Raw genomic sequence first — 18,560 nt, 5'->3', positions numbered from 1 at the left:
GCTATTGCAGTCCGAGTCTTTTCTTCAATTCCGCGTTCTCCTTGCGTAGACGTTCCGCAAGCATGTTCTTCAGGCGCTTGTTTTCTTCTTCGAGCGCAACCAGGTCCTTGAGATCGTCACCTGCTGTGGCAGGCAGCCGTGCCTTCTTCTTCCATTGATAATAGGTCTGTTCGGAGGTGCCGGCCTGCTTTACGGCGCTCTTGAGGGTGGCCCCGCCGTTGACCGACTTTTCAATTTGAGCGAGCTTTTGGGCACGCTCCTGCTCGGAGTATATTTTTCGACCGGGCCGCACAGGGGCTTCGGCTTTGGAGGTCGCGAGCGGTGGCGTGGCGCCATTCTTACGAGGGGATGGCTTCAACTCCGTCTTTGCGCTTCGCGGCCGGCGGGCCTTCTTTGTTTCTGATGTCGTCCCCTTCGAAACGGGCTCAGCTGTCTCAGTTTGCTCAGGATCCGCCATGGGATGTTCGCCTTTTGCTTTATTTACAGGTTCAGCATCAACGGACACGCCACTAGAGTCAACAAGCCGACGATTTGGCGGACTGATATCGTCGAATTCCTTCGTTGCATCGGCAAAAGCTTTTGAAAGATCGACATCGGCCCAAATGGAAGGGCCGCGCTTTTGGAAACTACGCTTCTGCTTAACTTCCACAACGAACGGTCGGGCCTGCCGGCTCATTACAACGTATCCAAATTGCACGGGAACCATGTTGAAGCGGGGCTGAACCGTCCGCATGGGCGCGGACCTTTACCGGAAGAGGCCCATCATGAGCAAGGCACCAGACTTCACAGACGAGTGGCCCACCGATGAGCTGCCTTATCGGTGCGATAAACACACCGCCAACTTCAATCGCTGCGCAGGATCTTTGCCTCGAGCGCCGCGGCGACGAAGGCCCGTCGAGCGGCAGGCGGATGCGTCTCACCGCGCAACACCTGCAGGCAAGCATCCATGGCCTGTCTGCGTTTTTCGGTTTGACTCTGGAGGTCTCGGACCAGGATCATCGCCGCATCGTTGACATCGAAGACACTCCGCTCGGCGCTGTGATGGCCAATCCGAACGACCACTGGCCTCTCAAATCTGGTCAAGCCGGCCATCATTCCCTCCCCTAAGGCGACGACAAGCAGCAAGGATTGCGTTTGCGCTTCTGCTCAAGCGGGCAACTCAGCTAAGTGGCAGAGTCGAAGAGCGCTGGCCAGCCCCGATACCTGTGCCTGGGTCAGGCTCCGTGCGAACGGACCAACCTTTGCACCTTTCCACGGCAGGGAGGTTTGCAAGTCGATAAGGCGCTGCGGAGCGCACTTGAGGGGTTCAAGCCGTCCCACGCGTCCCGGCACGCGCGATGGGCGGTCTGATAGATCATGTCCCTGCCATCTCCTGGCCACGCCTCGGCGAAATCGATAGTATCCGCAAGCTTCGCGATCTCTTGCAAGAGGTAGGTAGAGCGCGCCTAACGAATTTGGGACTGCTGACAATCTCAGCGTCATACGTGCTTCCTCGCGCAACGGATTATCCTGAAGACGCTGCCAGATCCGCAGCTTTGCGACGTGGCCGAATGTCTTGTCAGGAAGGTGACGGTTCAAGACGAGATAAGTGCGGCGCCGATCCTGAAGCATAGTGCCAAGCTTGGACATGCCGTAGGCCGATGTGGAGCGAGTTCTGAGGACGCTCCAGCTTTTTGACCCGCCGAACTTTTTTGCACGATCACTCAGCAAGTGCCTGGAGATCCAGCTGCGTCAACAAGACCGATTCGACCCGGCCATGGCGGCGTTGGTAGCTAGCCTAGAACTGCTTGCCAAATGCGATTTCAAGTCATTGACATGCGCCTGCAGGGTCGATGAGGATGACCTTCACGATATGTTGCACGAAATTCGTGCGCTCGATCCGAAACCTGGAAATCAATCCTACTTAGGAAGACCGGAAGCCATCATACTTGAGCCCTCGCCCGGCGGGAGAGCTGATGGCAAATTGAGCTCAATCCGGAAACACTGCTAAGCCACTGATGATATCGAGATCTCTCGTCTCACCGCCAACAACCCGAAGGGCAAAATGTTGCTGAACGAATGCTTCAGCAGTGCGAACTGGCAGATCCGCAGCCTCGACCAGCACGCAACACAATCCTTAAGGTAGCGGCTGAAATCGTCCGTCAGCAGGATGCGTTCCTCCGAACATGGCGTAACCCACCTGCGCCCACTCAACCTCAGAGCCGTCGCCGAGGCGACCAGTATTCATGCTTCGACGGTGAGCCGGGTGACGTCGAATGAGTATATGCGGACGCCGCGTGGCGAAGTATTTCTTCACCACCGCAATCGCCTCCTCCCGAGGCGGCATGACGCACTCCGCCGAAGCCGTTCGCCACCAGATCAAGGCAATGTTCGCGCTGGAAACGCCGGAGGAGGTGCGCTCCGACGACGACATCGCTCTCAGGCTGAAGCAAGGCGGCACGATATTGCGCGTCGCATCGCGAGGCGATAACAATCCCCTCCTCGCTACAGCGCCGCCGGCGGATGCGTGCGACCGCGTGATCACGATCTGGCCCAACGGGCGCCCGCGACGTCATCGCGGCAAAGTTGATTTTGGGTTAGATTCCCCGTCAATTCCAGCGTCTGCCGTTCGAACAAGCGGCGATAAACGCCGCCATCGATATGCATTAGGCTCTCATGGTCACCCTCCTCGACAATCCGACCACCATCGAACACGAACAACTTATCGAGTGTGCGTATGGTCGAAAGCCGGTGAGCGATGACGATCGTGGTGCGGTCGAGAGTTAGCCGGTTCATCGCGTCTTGTATCAAGACCTCCGACTCTGAATCGAGGCTGGATGTAGCCTCGTCCAAAATCAGGATCGGCGAATCGGCCAGGAAGGCGCGAGCAATCGCGACACGCTGGCGCTCACCACCGGAAAGTTTCACCCCACGCTCGCCGACTTGCGTGCCGTAGCCGTCCGGCAAGCTTCTGATGAAGTGGTGCGCATTGGCGAGTAGGGCAGCTTGTTCAATCTCAGCCTGATCGGCGCCCGGGCGGCCGTAGGCGATGTTATCGGCAACCGACCTATGAAAAAGGATCGGCTCCTGCTGAACGATCGCGATCTGAGAGCGCAGCGAGGCCTGTGACACTGTCGAGATGTCGTGCCCGTCGATCAGGATCCGACCACCGTTCGGGTCGTGAAGCCGCTGGATGAGTTTCACAAACGTCGTCTTGCCCGAGCCGGAGCGGCCGACCAATCCGACCCTCTCGCCGGCCTTGATAGAGACCGAAAGAGCATTGAAAAGCGGCAGCTGGCAGTCGCCGTAGAAGAAATCAACTTTCTCGAATTCAACGCGGCCCTTCATGATCCCGATAGCTCTGGCGCCCGGATGGTCGGCGACGCCGAGCGGCTGACCCTGAATTTCGACCAGATCCTCCATGTCGCTGGCGGATCGCTGCACGTTGCGCAGATGCAAACCAAGGTTTCGCAGATAACCGTAAAGAACGGACAAGGAGGTCAGCACATAGGCAACTTCACCCGCGCTTACCTGGCCGCGGGACCACAAATGCAGTGCATAGCCGACAACAGCAGCTTTGAGAATGACCAGCATGAAGCTCTGGCCTGTGCCCCTGATGGCGGCACGTTCCCAAGTCCTGCGCATAAGGTGCCGCCACTTCGCGATGATCTTGGCGAGGCGCTGATCCTCCCGGGCCTCGGCACCGAAAGCCTTGACCACTGTGTTGCAGCTGATTGCGTCTGCTAGCGCTCCGCCAAGCTTTGTGTCCCAACGGTTGGCCAGGCTTGCCGCGGCCGCGACATAGCGAAGGGACATGAGACCCGTAACTACCAGGTAGACCAGCGAACCGCTCCCAACGATCAGACCCATTATCGGCCAGTACCAACCGAGCAGCAGCGTCGAACCGACAAGCATGATAAGGGAGGGGAACAAGGCGTTGAGCAGGGTATAATTCAGAAAAACAGAACTATGCTCCGAGCGCACTCGGTCGAACTTCCTTCAGTGTCCGCGCTTTTCGTGATCGGCCATCGCCGAGAGGCATGCAGTTGACCTTAAGATGGCCCGACTCATGCCCGAGGCCGGAACAGATTGCCGGGCGCCCAGAGTGAGTGAATGCTTCCTGTTGAGAAGGGTGGGAAAAAGCGGCCAACAGATGCCAAAATGAGCGCCGTAAATACCTTATCAAAATTCAGGTACATACTGAACGGGGATCCCCCGGGGAGATCTCAACACGGTCCGGTACCTTCACGTTTTCGAATCCAGGGAGTCGATTTGAAGAGGCAGCGGCAGCCAACACGACCAATATGCCAGAAACCGCCAATGCCCCCGGGAAATTGAGATGGCCGCTTCCGCGGCGCAAGCCAAAATGCCAGAGGCAAAGGCTGCAGAATGCGGCCAAAGATAACACACCTAGAATGTCGACAGAATTCCGGCGGAAAAAGAGGCAACCAAGGACAGAAACGGCAATTGAAATACTTTGAGCTTTGGCGAACACTGCAATGACTGCTGTCGCCAAAAAAAGATACGCGGCAGAGTATGTCGGGCTCGAAAGAAGAAAGGCACAAAAACCCAATCGATGCGAAGGCTTTTTCAGTGCCGATCGCGCGATGAATCATAGCCCCTTCAGGCGACGAGCGGCCTGATCAGGCGGCTGGTGTTTGACGACGGTTGGTGGCTACGCCACTGCTGGATTTGATACATTTGGTTTCCCCGGGATGGTCGCGGCAACTACCGGAGTTGGTTCGGCCCGACGCCGACAGGTGTGCGGGGGCTGGGGCAACGAGTCAGTAGCAGGCCGAACCGTCTCAGGCAACGCAGCCTAAGTCGCTGGAGATTGCGGCAAAACCGAGTCACACATATGTCCAGAATGGGGCGTCGATTCACCAATTGGAACGCGAGCTTTTCAAAAGTGAGTGACGGCTGGGAGGATGCCTTATGCCAGCCTCTTTACCGACCGTCGCTTCGAGAAATTCGCATTGTCCGGTCGGCTCAACAATGGCGGCAACCCAAAGCTCCCGCAGCTTTGCACGCGGTACGTCAAAGGATCGGTGCCTGTTTTTGGTATTGGGACATTTGGGTCAATGAACTACCCGACGCTGCAGCGGACACGGCCGGCGACCGAACCTGAACAGAGCAGTTGAGGACGTTCAGCTAACTTGATGCCAACGAATCAACTTGGATGACTTGAGCCCTCTCCGGACATGTGCACACGTGTGCCGGGACACACGAATCGCATCCCTGCCCCATAGCAAAAGTCGCTGCCAGGCATGCTTTTTGCTGTCCAGCTCAGGCGAGGACGGCCCTAAAAAGCGAGCATTTTGAACCATCAGGATATAGCCGGGGCTTGCCGTCCCCCCCTCAAGCCCTAGACAGTCATAGGATACCATGAAAATCACGCAGGCTTTCACGTTCGAGGCAGCGCACTGCCTTCCTAAAGCCCCAGAAAACCATCGCTGCCATCAAATGCATGGTCATTCCTACCACGTGGAGCTGCGACTCGAAGGTCCCGTTGATCCCGATACTGGCTTCGTTGTCGACTTCGTCCATGTCGAGGCCACCTTTAGACCTCTGCTGCAACGTCTCGATCACCAGTGTCTCAACCAGATCAACGGCCTCGAAAATCCGACAGCGGAAAGTGTCGCAATCTGGATTTGGGACCAGACCAAGCCGCTTCTGCCCGAACTGACCTCGGTGAAGGTGGCCGAGACGCCAACGTGTTGGGCTGAGTACGAGGGACAATCCTGATGCTTCGGACCGCGCGCCATGCGTTATTGCCTAAGCCACGGCCTACGCGTGCTGTGCGACCGATGCGCGGGCCAGCGCCCCATGAGCTGGTGCGGCGAGGCGTCACCATCGCACAGGTCCATCATACTTTGCACGACCCGGCCCATGCCGGCGCATACGTCACGGCCGGCGCAAACTAGATGCAGTCCGCCAAGGTCCGGGTTCGCGCCGCACAATCTCGAAGGTGTTCCATTGACGACTGGTTGCATCCAAGACGCACATCCTTGTTTATATTAACTGGGAGGCGTTCATGGCCAATCAGCTACGCCTCGTCGACGACACCAATCGATATGAAGCTGGCCACTGCGGCCCGCGCAAGGGCATGGCTTTGCTGCAGGCCTGGCGGCCCTCGGCCAATGCGGAAGGCGCACCGTTCGCTCCAGCGGATCTGAGCGTGCATCCCGCATCTACTGCGGCCGGGCGGACCGCAACCAGACCGGCAGCTCTCTGTAGGGAGGTTCTATCACCACTAGCAGTTGAGTTGATCGCCAAAACCGTCCTGAAGGAGTTGGAATCGGACCAAGTTGCCATCGCAATCGCCGCGCTCCACGAGATTGCAGCAGAGAAGCGTCGGGCACTATGGCGGGAATGCTCGGTATGGCGCCGAGCGGGCTCGGCGAACGCCGCGCTTCAGGTCGGCCATGTGTCGCTCAGAAACCACCCAGCCAGAATGAGACGTATCGTGCGCTTCCAGGAGGTGGTTCTCGAGCAAAGAAAGGCACGCCAGGTCGCCATCAGGATTCTCTGGCAGACTGGCGCAAGCATCAAATCAAACGTCGCATTTAATCTTACGATCGAGACCATGGCTGTCTGCATGGTGCCGCACGAGCGATGCGCAGATGAGGTTCATAAGCTGTTCGGCACCCGCAAGTGCCGAAATCTTGGCAATTTATGCAAACCCTAGAGGTGACTCGTTGAAACACATTCTTGTCATTGATGACGATGCGGCCATGCGGCGTCTCATTCTTGAGTATCTCACGATGCACGCCTTCAAAGTGACTGCGGTTTGCGAATCAATTCGGTTCAACCATGTGCTCTCGCATGAGCCGGTCGATGTCATCGTTGTCGACCTCAATCTGGGGCGAGAGGACGGGCTCGAAATCGTTCGCAATCTGACCCCAAGATCAGACATTCCAATTATCGTCATCAGCGGCGACCGACTTGACGAAGCGGAAAAGGTGGTCGCCCTGGAACTTGGCGCCAGTGATTTCATCTCAAAACCTTTTGGTTTGCGCGAATTCCTCGCCCGCATTCGAGTCGCTCTGCGCCAGCACCCCCGCCGGCCAGCGGCAAAGGACCAGCGCTCATTCCGCTTCGGCTCCTGGAAGCTCGGCCTTAAGCAACGCCGATTGATGTGCGAAGGACGTGGCGAGGTTAAACTTACGTCAAACGAGTTCAACTTATTGATGGTGTTCCTGGAGAACCCACGCGTTGTCTTGTCGAGAGAGCAACTCCTGAATTTAAGCAGAGTGCGAGGTGAGGAGGTATTTGACCGAAGTGTCGATGTTCTAATCTTGCGCTTGCGTCGTAAGCTCGAGGTGGACGCAGGAAAGCCTCGCCTAATCAAAACATCACGCGGTGTCGGCTATTTTTTAAACACCGGCGTGGATGTCAGCTATGGTGGCACGATGGTCGCATAATCGAACATCGGCTTCGAGCCCAGCGCAGCTATGCTGGTTACGCGCGAACCGACCGCGGCCAAACACAGGCACTCGATCAGTCGGGGCTGGCCGGGAGCGCAATACCGAGTCTCCCAAGTTCCAGTTGCCGCGGGAGGAGGCATTTTGGTGCAATGCCGGAATGCTTGAATTAGCTCATCAATTCTTCTGCCCGACCTGCGCCTCGTGAGGCGGAGGCTCGAATGTGAAGTCGTAGTCATCTTCTAGTTCGCATAACAGCTCATCCGAATCCGTGAAAGCCTCCGCGCCTGAGATCATCAATGGCGCCGGCTCCGGGAGCGCGCCTATCTGGCTCTCGAAGATGCGTTTCAAAATGCGATCGGAATAGTACCGGACCTTTTTCAGTCGCATTGGTGGCCGACCTTTGATGAGAACGATCTCATCTTCTTCATCGAGCAGGCGCACCTGCTCAGGGCGGAGGAGTGGTGCTCCTTGATGCGAATTCTGGATATTCAAATCGAACGTTTTCATCTGGCTGTATGAGGTCGATCTGGCCTGGAAGGTACGCTCACCAATGGCCTTCGAAATGTAATTGGGGGTCTCGTCGTCTGCCGTAGCCATAAAGATCTGCAACCCGGTGTTACTGAGAAAATTCTGCTTGCCAGCCTCGCCGTAAGCGCCAGTCAGGGCAGAAAGGCTTTGGATGATGAACATAAAGCGGCCCTTATAGCCGGCGATTGTCGTGATTGCCGTCGAAATCGCCTCGAGCTTGCCCAAGTGTTTGAATTCATCGAGCAGAAACAGAACCTCGTGCTTCTCTTCCCGCGTAGGCAGCGACCGCTGTAGAACTGAAACGACCTGCTGGAAAAACAGGCGCATCAAAGGTGCGATCACTTCAAGGTCGTTCGGACTCACACAAAGGTAAATACACGTCCTGCGACGACGCAGATCATGGACTGAAAAGTCCGAGCGACTCGTCGCCGCCTTAATGAGGGGGTCCGCCCACAAGTTGAGCCCACCATCGCTAAGCACCGACGTGTAGGATGTCAGGATCTTTGTGTCATTGCCCGCCATATCGTCAAAAATGCGCTGTGCCTCTTTATTGCGAGTCTCGCTTGCCAAGCGCGCGAAGAGCTTGAATTTCTCGCCGGGTTGAGCGAAGAGATCATATACAGCTCCGATTGTTGGTGTCCCCTGCTCAATGCAGGCTAAAATCCCGGCGACAAAGATATCTCGTGCGCCGCTGAGGAAAGCTTCCGCACTCTCGCCCTTTGTCGAAATCAGATTAGCAGCCACTCGGCGAGCTTCAGTGAACTGCTGATGTGTAGGCAGCGCCACCAGATCTGACAGGGGATTATAGCAAATGGTCCGCCCTTGCGGGTCCATCGGAGCGAACTTGAACACCTCGTCGCCGCCAGCCTTGCGCGCCCTGGAGGTGAGCTCGAAGAGCTCACCTTTAACGTCGAGAGCTATCACCGATCCCTTGAACGTAAGTAGCGTCGGAATGACTACGCCTACGCCCTTGCCCGCGCGGGTCGGCGCAACCACGAGACTGTGGGGTTGATCGCCATTGGTTAAGTAGTGACCGGGCCACCGAGGAGTACTCGTTTTCCCAAATACCGGTCCCGTGACTCGACGGTACCGCCGCAGGTACCCTGCGCGCTGCATTTCATCCTTTCGAGCCCAGCGCGCTGTCCCATGATGTTCAGGCCCGGGGCGAAAAACGACCCACTGAATTAACAATGCGGCTATTGTCACCAAGATGGCGATGGTTGCACCGCGATAGAAGACCGGGGTTGCATAACCCAGATAAAGAGGCGTCTCGAACCAGAACGCACGGAAGTCAAACGTCATCAAGGCTTCGCCGTTAAACCCGCCTCGAAAAGTTGCGTACAGACTTGCTGCATAGAAGCCAAAAAGCAGCGAGCACATGACACTCAAAATCATTCGCCGGGGCGTTGTTCTGGCTGAGATCATCGTTCCATCATGGGTGCGTTTTTGAACATTCGCCTTCTCTACCGCCGCCACACCACGAACGAACCGAATGCACGCGAATTCGCGGCAAGACAAATCGCCCGAAGGCCGAATATGGCAACGCCAAGCAAGTAGCAACTCATAGAATACACACGGGCGTTACCCCAATCAAGCGGGGTTAATTGGAATGCGTTTCAAATGTAACTTTCGTGAAATTCGTGATAGAGAAGTACTTCCGTTGCGGTCCATTCCTAAACTCAACGCCATGGGGCGGGCTTGAACGCAGCAATCGACGCGCGCTTGAAGCAAGATCTCTTCAGGCCAGTAGGACCATGAAGGCACCATGTGTGGGGCCGCCGCCGAAACCGATCAACGTTTAGGGTTGGCCTCGCAGGAGATCAAACGCTTGGCTCAGACCGCCGGCTGGACGAAATCCAGGCGGGCGCCGGATTCTGCAATACTACAGGTGTAGCGCGGCGCTACAAATGAAACTGGATCTCAGTTCATTGGGCGCCAGTTTGGCATTAAGCTAGTCTTCGGCGGTCGGCACAACATCGGAGACTCACATGGATCGCAATCAAAATCCCGGTCACGCCGCTGAGAGTTCATCCCGCGTCGGAAGAGCCGCAGAGCAACTTTACAGGTCCGACGGACCGTTGTCCGACGTGGCAGACGGACTGGTAAGCTCCAGTCCGCGCGAAACTGCACGTAACCTGGGCGCCTTCAAATCCTCGGGACGCGCGGCGCGACAGGTACTTGAGGGAACTGAACTTGGGCGATTCGACGAGCGAATCAACCGACTTGGCAGGGCCGCCGGTAATCTATACGACGACGGCGTAGGCGGAACAGTGCATGGTAACGATCCTGATCGCGGCTTCGCCAGGTATCAGACAGCCGCAGTCAAAGACATTATTGACTTCCAGTCCGCGCAGAAGCAGTCTGCCCTCGTCGACAAAATCCTCAGCATTGCTGAATCGCGCACTCAGTTACTGGCGATCTCCAAGATAGCCCCGGCCTGGGGTAAATTGGACAATGAAAGCAGAGAGCGACTTGTCAACAGAGCGATAGAGGTGGTTGAAAATCCGCCCGACCTTATCGCACAGAACAACGCGGCAAGCGCTCTAATTAAGGGCTACGGTCACCTCAATGCAAATCAACAGCAGCGGGTTCCAATCGGCGAGTTGCGGCAAATAGCGCCGGATGCACGTCAGCAGCACCAAGCAGGTGAGCGCTCCTCGGATGTTGACCGCAGCATACACGCAATTGAAGCTGCAGCCAATATAGTGCGAGAACACGGTGCACTCGGATCGTCCACCCAATTTGTGGAGATTGCCCAAATCTCGGCATCGGTCAGCAACGCCCACCAACAAGCGCGGGAGGAACTGATCGAATCCCAAAGAAGCAGAGGCCGCTCTGGACGATAAGGCGCCTCGGTCAGGACGAACCCCCATCGGATGATGTTGAATCTTGAGCGGGAGTGGAGCTGGAGCCTTTTGTACTCCACGGGGTAAAGCACTAATCAGCGCCGCATCATCCGATGACTTGGCCCTGGCGACCGCCAGATGGGCCTCGATCAGCGCAGGGCGCGCGGCCTCGTCTTCGGCTCTGGCCAGCGCCGCGGCCAGCGCTGCCTTCAGCGCCGATATCGTCCGGAACAGCATCCTGGAGGGTGGCCAGCATGCCCTTGAGTGAATGTCCCTGACCGCGGAAAATGGCGCTAACTCAAAGGAAGAGGAAGCACTGATCGTCGCCTTCCGCAGGCATACGCTGCTGCCGCTCGACGATTGCCTTTACACGCGTTTATCTCATAGACGGCCAACATTTAGCTTGGTGGTCGAGGCTGGCCATCGCCGTGCGGTTGCCGTTGCTTCCACTGGTTCGGCACAGTTTGCCGGAGCTGCCACCCGGGCTCCTTCGACACCACGCTGTCACACACGTTAGAGCGTGTTCCTGACCTCGTCAGTTTCGGCGGACCGCCTCAGGCGGCTCCCATGAGGGCAGCTTGATGGATAACCAGGCTGAAGAGCCTGCGGTAGGAACCCCAAAGGAGCTTGAGCGAAGACGCGCCACTGGTCCGAAATTGACGGAGGCGATCTGCTCATCGTATGGGGGTCGTATAGAGCATGACGTCGAGAAGCTCACCTTCTAAGCTGCGGGCACTCGCAACGCCTTCAATGTCGGTTACTGCAGTGGGATTGGCTCCTGTCATCGGTCTCTGTCAACCGGAGGGGCAGATGGTTTTTTTGGTCCAGCAACAGCCGTGGATTCATCTCTCCCAACGAGAGCTCGAAGTCAGACCTAGCTGTCGGACGACGCGCGGTGCGAAATCCTCGTTGCCGATTGCCCAGCACAAAAAACTGAACGCCCACATCGCCCTGGCAATCGCCATGGCGGCGCTATTTGGCGTGCTGGCTGCGAGCCAGGGGCACGACGACGCCGAAACCAGCGAGGCTATTCTGAGCGAACTGCGAACCATTCAGATCAACTGCGCATTAATGCAGCGCGACGTCTTCCAGGCTCGTGCGGAGATGTTGTGGGACTTACCCGCGGTCGGCATTACCAAGGAGGTTTTGGGAAAAAGCCTGACAAATTTGCAGCAGCTTCTCGAAAGAGTGCCATATGATAACTCGTATGAGCTCTCCAGGTTGTTCAAGGAGCTCAGAGCGTCGATCGAGATAACTGATGTTGCTGTCTCAGCATTGGCCACGCACGCTGCGCTTTTGCGGGCCTCGCTTGCAACTTTTGAGCGCTCTGTACAGACGATTCCAGGGACGGCGTCGAACAAGCCCGACCTCTCCACTTTGGTCCTAACGTTCTCAGCCAGGCCAAATGCGAGCTTGGCGTCACACATCGACCAACATCTCAGTCTGCTTTCGCCTAGCGACAATCCTGCTAACCGACAGATTATCCGCAGCGGTCGCGCCGTTTTGTCCCTGTTGCCGAAATTGACGGATTCTGCCGAGCGGATCGCTTCATCCGATACCATCGCGAAAGCGACCGAACTGGAGCAGGAGCATCGGAAAAGCTACAGTTTGGCTAGCTCGAGGGTGCAGCGGACGCGAGCCTTCTGTGTCCGGCTCTGCTTATGCCTTAGCTTCGTTGCGTTTGCGTTACTCTTCAGACTCCATCTGCGGACCAACCGGTTGACAAGGCGTCTGGAACTGGAATCGGCAGTCAGTGAGATCGAGGCCTGCTTCGGGGGCGATCAAGCGACGAAGGCTTTGCCGAATTCACCCACCAGGTCGGCGCTGAGGGCCGTTCAGCGCGCATTCAATGCCGATCAATGTGCGCTCGCACTGGTGAGTGCAGGTATAAGGAGGAATGCCGAGTGCTTCGTGGCGAACACGCGGATGCCTGTCTGGAAGGCCACGCTGATCGATCAAGCCACCTCGCTTGTCGAGTCGGGAGAGCCAGTGTTTCGCGTTGTTTCCGCCCAAGAGGTGGTTCAGGCTGCTCAATACGCTTCCGGCGTCTGTCAAATTCTAGCCTGCAAGGTCTGCGATGACCAGATAGCGGTTTGTTGCCTAGTCTTTAAAGAGCGTCAACTGCTTCCGGCCGCAGATGAACTCCGGATTTTTGCGCGCGCGACGATGCGCGTATGCAACCATATCCGTCTAGACCGTATGCACGCGGAACGCAATGACTCGGCGAAGCGGCTTGAGCAGGCAGAGCGACTGACAAGCATCGGGACGATTGCAAGCAGCGTTGCGCACGAATTCAACAACATCTTAGCAGCAATCCTCGGCTATGCCGAGCTGGCACACGGTCTGTTGCGACGTCGCTCGAAAACCCGAGCTTATATTAGCCAGATCATCTTGGCTAGCAACCGGGCCAAGATGATAATCGACCAGATTTTGTCACTTAGCCGGAACCGGAAGCGGCCGATAACGCCATTTGATGTTTCCGAAGTCGTGATAGAGCTCGCACCATTACTGCGGGTCAGCATTGGCGCGAAAGCTCAACTAATATTAAAGGTCAAGAAGTGGGAAGCGGTGATCGATGGTAGTCCAACTGACATACAGAAAATTTTGCTAAACCTCTGCAAGAATTCGTCAGATGCTTTCTCGAACGGAGGGCGTATTGAGGTCAGTGTGTCTCGCGCTCATATATATCAAGCGAAGACCCTCACCCACGCGTTCCTGACACCTGGGGATTATGTGGTCCTGTCTGTCAGCGATGACGGCCCGGGGATTCAAGGCGCCGTTCTTCCGCGTATTTTCGAGTCCTTTTTTACGACACGCTTGCGCACCGGCGGAACGGGACTTGGCCTTGCGGCGGTGCTGAGCGATGTGAATGCGCTCACAGGCCACCTTGACGTAGCATCAACTGTTGGCAAGGGAACGCGCTTCGACATCTATTTACCGGCTTCAAAAAAGGAGAGCCTCACAACTGGCAGCCCATTTCGCACTTTCGGCCAATCGCCCGGCAATGGAGAGATTGTTGCGGTCGTAGCGGGCCGTCGAGCAACGTTGAAGGCCTATGAGGACAAAATTTCCGCCTTGGGGTACGTGCCGGTCGGCTTTAGGAGCGTAAAAAGCCTTGGCGACTGGATCAGCAGCGGAAATGCCCCCGATCTTGTGATTTATGACCAGTCAATGGCAGGGCGAATACCTGCAAAAGCAACATGTGCCGCCCTCAAGACAGTGCCAGTGATCCTCGTGGGCCGAATGGACCGCGATGTGCCGCATACGTGTGATGATCACTCCTTCGTTCTGTGGCTTGCCGAGCCGGTCTCTTACAGTAAACTGGCGTACGCGATTCGTATGATGATCATTGTGTGAGCTTCTCGATCGCGCCGCGTGCGGACGTGTTGGCCGAACATTTCACCGCTTCTGCAATCTCTACCGCGTCTGGCGCCAAACTGCCGATGCCGATGCGGCAGGCCCACGACGCCGGCCGGAGGCCGTTCGTCGATAATGCCGGCGACATTGTCGCCGGTGGGGTTGATCGGCGGACGAACAAGACGCGTCCTGAGGACAGCTTTCGGGCTGCTGGGTGCCCCGAGCCTGTCCTTGCCGAGCCCGCTTTTTGCTCGCCACATTGGATCAAGGAAAAGCACTCCTAGTTGGGAGAAAAGGATGACGAACAGCAAGAACAGCACAGGCTCGGCTCTCAGCGACGACCCGGAGCAACGACCGCACCAATCGAGGTCCCCGGAGCACCTAAACGAATTGCAGTTGAGTCAGCCTCCACTCGTTGACCCAAACACGGGTCCGGCCGGTCGGGATCCTCATGGGGATGAACCGAGAAGCCTGCTGGGAGAAAGGGACGGGGAAGGCAGTTCGCGACTGCTTTCTGAGAACCGATCGCAGTTGCGCACGCGACACTTAACTCAAGCCGATGAAACCCTTTTTGCCACCTACCGCTCTGTGGCCAGACACAGAGGGGTGAACGACAGCACGATTAGAAGGGACGTTGTGGCGCTGCGCAAGCTCAGCAGGTGGCTTGTAGAAAACCACCAGAGCGACGTCGGCGGAAGACTTCATGATCCGGAGTTACACCGTCTGGCACGGGAGGTCGCAGGCGACGGTGCCAAGTTGCTACGTCAGATGATAATCGCCTTGGGGAGGCTGCAGCAGGCCACGGCAGTAGAGTATGTGACACCCACGCCGATTTCCAGTCGCGCCTCGTCGCAATTGCGCGCCCAAAACTTAAACCAGGTAGAGCTTCCGCGATCCCCGAATGCCCACGCGGGATTGGAGCCGTCTACGGCAACCCGGCAGACCGCAATGCGCGTCTTCGATCGCTCTCTGCCGGATGAAGCGCTTTTTACCGCCTTCCGCTCTCAGGCCAGAATGGATGGCGTAAACAAAAGCACATCTAAAAGCGACATCGTGGCGCTGCGCAAGTTCAGCAGATGGCTTTCTGAAAAGCACCAGAGGCAAATCGGCGACGGAATTCACGATACAGAGTTGGATAGGTTGGCTGTGGAGGCCGCAGCCGGCGATAAGACCCTTCTGTGGAGACTAGGATCGAGCCTGAAGCGTTTGCGGCAGGCCGACGTTGCAGCACGTGTGACGACGGCCAGTCGAGTCCAACGGCTAGGCGCTCAGGGGGACGAAGAACTCTTCGCAAACCTCAGGAAAGCTGCGGTTGGCAACGTGCCAAAAGAGAAAGCCAGAATTGACATACGGGTGTTGCGCAAGTTCAGCGCATGGCTGGGAGATAACCACCGGACCCAAATCAATGGTCGGATTGAAGATCGGCAGTTGGACAGTCTCGCCCAAGCCTTTGCCGGCAATGATACCAGATTACTCTGGAATACAAACGCTGCATTGAGAAGGGCTCGGCAATATAATTCGGGAGCGCGCATGGCATCTGCCCGGGTTCGTAACCCTGGCACGAAGAACGATGAGGAACTCTTCGCCAACTACAACACAAAAGCCACCGCCTCCGAAGTGAATGCTGGGACGATCTGGAAAGATGTAGCGGCACTGCGCAAGCTTAGCAGATGGCTTGCAGATAAGCACGGGACGCAGATCGCTGACCGGCTTGAGGATCCGGACTTGGACGTGATGGCGAAGGCCTCTCCGCTTCCCGATGCTGGACGTAGCATACAAGCGTTGAGAAGACTTCGGCAGGCCAAAGCCGGAGAGCGGGTAACAACCCACACACCGAATCCTATTTCAGACGGCAAGCAGCTGATCGACGATGCCATGAACCTGGCTGCCGCCGCCGAAGGGTACACCAAAACGACGGTGAAGAAATACCGCTCACTCTTGGGTGGGTTCGAAGCGAAGCTTACTAAGGCTTTCGGCAAGAGCATTACGCAGATGGAGCCAGCCGAACTGAGCCAGGCGGCTGCAGGGTACAGAAAGGACGCGCGCCTTGAGTTCGACACCGCATGGAGCGTTTTCCAGAAATACCAACAAATCGTGGCAGCAAACAAAGCGCTGGGTTTGGCAGCCGATGGGAGAGAGGGCTCGCGTCGGCAGCAAGGCGGGTCGTACGAGGCAGCGGTACCGAGCGTTCCCACATCGCCGGATTGGGAGGTGTTGCGCGCCTTCAACCAACGGGATGCTGCATCGCCGGGCGTGCCGATGGCTACTGGCGCGCAAGAGACCCACGAGGTAGCTTCCCTGCCCCAACAATCGGCATTGGCGATAGACGCCCCGTTGGCTGCCGAACCTGCCCGTGAGTCCTCGATCGCGCCGAGCCTTCCTTTGTTGCCGATGTCTCCGGCCGAGCAGGATTGGGAGGTGTTACGCGCCGTCAATCAACAGGAGCCTGCATCGTCACGGAGATCGTCGGAAGTCTTTGCCGACCTTGACGACTGGCTGCAAGACGATGCGCGCTCTGCGCCCCCATCTTCGTCATCGAGGGTGCCTCCGCAGGCTGGATCGTCGCCGAAATCATCGCAGGTCTTTGCCGGACTTGAGGACTTTATCGAGCTGGAAGACGAAGCTCACTCTGCGCCCCCATCTTCCTCATCGAGGGTGCCTCCGCAGGCTGGATCGTCGCCGAAATCGTCGCAGGTCTTTGCCGGACTTGAGGACTTTATCGAGCTGGAAGACGAAGCTCACTCTGCGCTGCCATCTTCCTCATCGAGGGTGCCGCCGCAATCGTCCAAATCGTATGGGCCGTCGGGGATCGCGCCCGCAGCATCATTTGCTGAGATGGGGTCTTTGGCTCCGAGAGCCTCGCGCCAAGACCGCAGCTCGCTGGACCTCGGCCCCAGGGATTGGCTGGGGGACGAGCACATCACGGCGGATTACTCGCTCCTGGAGCAGCAGCTGCAGAGAGAAAATCCGGATTTGGCCGCTCGGACGCGGTTCGTGCGGCCGGCGCAAGCCCATCTGCTGCGCATGACCGACAACGAAGCCGTTCTCCGCGAGACATTTTACTCGATCGTCAACGATCAGGATGGCAACGATACCGGGAGGCACCTGTTCGTGCCTTTGAACGACGCTCACGCGGGTGGTGGCGGCACGCATTGGTCGCTACTGCTGGTTGACCGCCGCGCGGGAGGAGATACGGTCGCCTATCACTATGACTCTGCGGTCGGCGGGCGCAACAGCATCATTGCCCAAGAACTCGCCCAAAGGCTAGGCGCGGTCTTGATGCCAGCACGCATGGCCCAGCAGCAGAACGGTTATGATTGCGGGGTGTTTCTGGTCAATGGTACGAGGACGTTGGTCAAGAGATTGGCTCAAAGACAGTGGCCAATGGAGCCGCACCTCGACAACCTCGTCCCCGACCGGCAGGCACTGCAAAATCGACTGAACAGGCTTGAACGCATTTCAGCGACGCCAGATCGAGCCAGCACATCTGCCACACGATGATCGCGGGTCCGACCGAGTCGGGTTTTCGGTCTTGCAAACGTTCTTGTAAGCGCACTCCTCACTCAGGGGAGCCGGGAGATAGATCGAGAAATCGGCCGGGCGGTGAAGGCTTCAGCTGGCTACTCAAGTTGCGAGCCATAGCAGCGGTCGATTGTGATGCTAGAGGATCTCGATACCATTCTTCGCGACTTTTAACCGGGCAACGGCTGGCGTTGCGTTTGGACTTCGCTAGTTGCTGTTTGCTGTGTAATTCGGTGGGGCTCGGGCAGCCTAAATCGCGGATGCAGACCTCGATTTGTCGCGCGAAGCGCCAGCAGACCGAGCAGCAATGCGCATCAAACTTGACATGATCGTCGAGGCCCGAGCAGCGAATGCGCCATTCTGCACACGTAGCATTTGCCGGCACGACCACAGCGCCGGCCGTTCGATCTCAACGAACAAGTCCCGCCGGGTCCTGCGACGCAGCGCGGCACCCGGCGTCGCTCGTCAATCGGCTATCAGCGATCCGATCGCGGCGTAAACCTCTGCCAGCCTTTAAGAGCTGCGATGGCGCAGACGGCCAGCAGCCAGCGCTCGACGATGGGCAATGCTGACTCGACCTTCGCCTGCTATCAAGCTTTGAAGGTAAGTGCCCGGTGACGACCGCCTTCCGTGGCGGGGTTCGGATCGGATAGGGGTCGGGCTCTGGACGCTGAAGATAGTGTCCACGAGCGGGGCTTAATGGACACGATCGCGACGGACGGAGTGGCAGGCCAAGATTCTCGTGGCGAGACGGCGCGCGCCCGCCGGCGCAAGTCATACACCCTCGAAGAGAAGCAGCGGCTGGTGGCCGAGAGCTGTGAGCCTGGGGCGTCGGTGTCGCTGGTGGCGCGGCGGCACGACATCAATGCGAACCTGTTGTTCACGTGGCGCCGGCAGATGC

General features: G+C 57.5%; 13 protein-coding genes and 1 pseudogene. 9 read left to right on the top strand and 5 right to left on the bottom strand.

Going from position 1 to position 18,560, the window contains the following annotated elements; genetic code table 11:
• Window position 1 precedes the first annotated feature (1 nt).
• From DPM33_RS36550 to DPM33_RS35005, 3 genes are all read right to left on the bottom strand, one after another.
• Window positions 2-676: a transposase gene (locus DPM33_RS36550; RefSeq protein ID WP_167449325.1), complete on the bottom strand. Its 675-nt coding sequence runs from the start codon at window positions 674-676 to the stop codon at window positions 2-4.
• Between the two features lie 167 nt (window positions 677-843).
• Complete coding sequence (locus tag DPM33_RS35010; RefSeq protein ID WP_112102101.1) at window positions 844-1,092, bottom strand: DUF982 domain-containing protein; 249 nt, start codon at window positions 1,090-1,092, stop codon at window positions 844-846.
• 122 nt (window positions 1,093-1,214) lie between these two features.
• Entirely contained in the window at window positions 1,215-1,427 is a 213-nt protein-coding gene (locus DPM33_RS35005; RefSeq protein ID WP_245442672.1) for a DUF982 domain-containing protein, read from the bottom strand.
• Between the two features lie 209 nt (window positions 1,428-1,636).
• Here DPM33_RS35005 and DPM33_RS37860 point away from each other — a divergent pair.
• Window positions 1,637-2,520, top strand: a pseudogene (locus DPM33_RS37860) (RNA polymerase factor sigma-54); the annotation flags it as partial.
• Here DPM33_RS37860 and DPM33_RS34995 read toward each other — a convergent pair.
• Window positions 2,521-3,963 (bottom strand): ABC transporter ATP-binding protein, encoded by a 1,443-nt coding sequence (locus tag DPM33_RS34995; RefSeq protein WP_245442668.1) that lies wholly within the window; start codon window positions 3,961-3,963, stop codon window positions 2,521-2,523.
• A 1,401-nt stretch (window positions 3,964-5,364) separates the two neighbouring features.
• Between DPM33_RS34995 and queD the strand changes: the two genes are divergently transcribed.
• The 3 genes from queD to virG all read left to right on the top strand — a co-directional run bounded on the left by queD (window position 5,365) and on the right by virG (window position 7,403).
• Window positions 5,365-5,724 (top strand): 6-carboxytetrahydropterin synthase QueD, encoded by a 360-nt coding sequence (gene queD, locus DPM33_RS34990; RefSeq protein WP_112102097.1) that lies wholly within the window; start codon window positions 5,365-5,367, stop codon window positions 5,722-5,724.
• Window positions 5,725-6,013: 289 nt separating this feature from the next.
• Entirely contained in the window at window positions 6,014-6,667 is a 654-nt protein-coding gene (locus tag DPM33_RS34985; RefSeq protein WP_112102095.1) for a hypothetical protein, read from the top strand.
• Window positions 6,668-6,677: 10 nt separating this feature from the next.
• Window positions 6,678-7,403: a two-component system response regulator VirG gene (virG, locus tag DPM33_RS34980; protein ID WP_112102093.1), complete on the top strand. Its 726-nt coding sequence runs from the start codon at window positions 6,678-6,680 to the stop codon at window positions 7,401-7,403.
• A gap of 177 nt (window positions 7,404-7,580) precedes the next feature.
• Here the strand turns inward: virG and virD4 are convergent, their stop codons facing one another.
• Entirely contained in the window at window positions 7,581-9,359 is a 1,779-nt protein-coding gene (gene virD4, locus DPM33_RS34975) for a type IV secretion system ATPase VirD4 (protein ID WP_112102091.1), read from the bottom strand.
• Window positions 9,360-9,922: 563 nt separating this feature from the next.
• On the opposite strand from virD4, the gene DPM33_RS36545 reads away from it, so the two are divergent.
• The 5 genes from DPM33_RS36545 to DPM33_RS34950 form a co-directional block, all read left to right on the top strand.
• Window positions 9,923-10,780 carry a hypothetical protein gene (locus tag DPM33_RS36545; protein ID WP_167449323.1) on the top strand — a complete coding sequence of 286 codons (858 nt, stop codon included), beginning with the start codon at window positions 9,923-9,925 and terminating at the stop codon, window positions 10,778-10,780.
• A gap of 810 nt (window positions 10,781-11,590) precedes the next feature.
• On the top strand, window positions 11,591-14,137 hold the full coding sequence (locus DPM33_RS34960) for a two-component system VirA-like sensor kinase (RefSeq protein WP_167449322.1): 2,547 nt from the start codon (window positions 11,591-11,593) through the stop codon (window positions 14,135-14,137).
• The gene (locus tag DPM33_RS36540; RefSeq protein WP_167449321.1) at window positions 14,134-14,421 is read left to right on the top strand and encodes a hypothetical protein; all 288 of its coding nucleotides are present in this window, start codon (window positions 14,134-14,136) and stop codon (window positions 14,419-14,421) included. The genes DPM33_RS34960 and DPM33_RS36540 overlap by 4 nt, the downstream gene beginning before the upstream one ends.
• 352 nt (window positions 14,422-14,773) lie before the next feature.
• On the top strand, window positions 14,774-17,638 hold the full coding sequence (locus DPM33_RS34955; RefSeq protein ID WP_167449320.1) for a Ulp1 family isopeptidase: 2,865 nt from the start codon (window positions 14,774-14,776) through the stop codon (window positions 17,636-17,638).
• 720 nt (window positions 17,639-18,358) lie between these two features.
• Window positions 18,359-18,560 (top strand): transposase (locus DPM33_RS34950; protein ID WP_146770384.1); only part of this gene is annotated, 202 nt, incomplete at its 3' end.

Origin of the sequence: Mesorhizobium hawassense, from assembly GCF_003289945.1 — a bacterium.
Taxonomy (GTDB): Bacteria; Pseudomonadota; Alphaproteobacteria; order Rhizobiales; family Rhizobiaceae; genus Mesorhizobium; species Mesorhizobium hawassense.
This window is presented reverse-complemented; position numbering and strand designations above follow the sequence as displayed.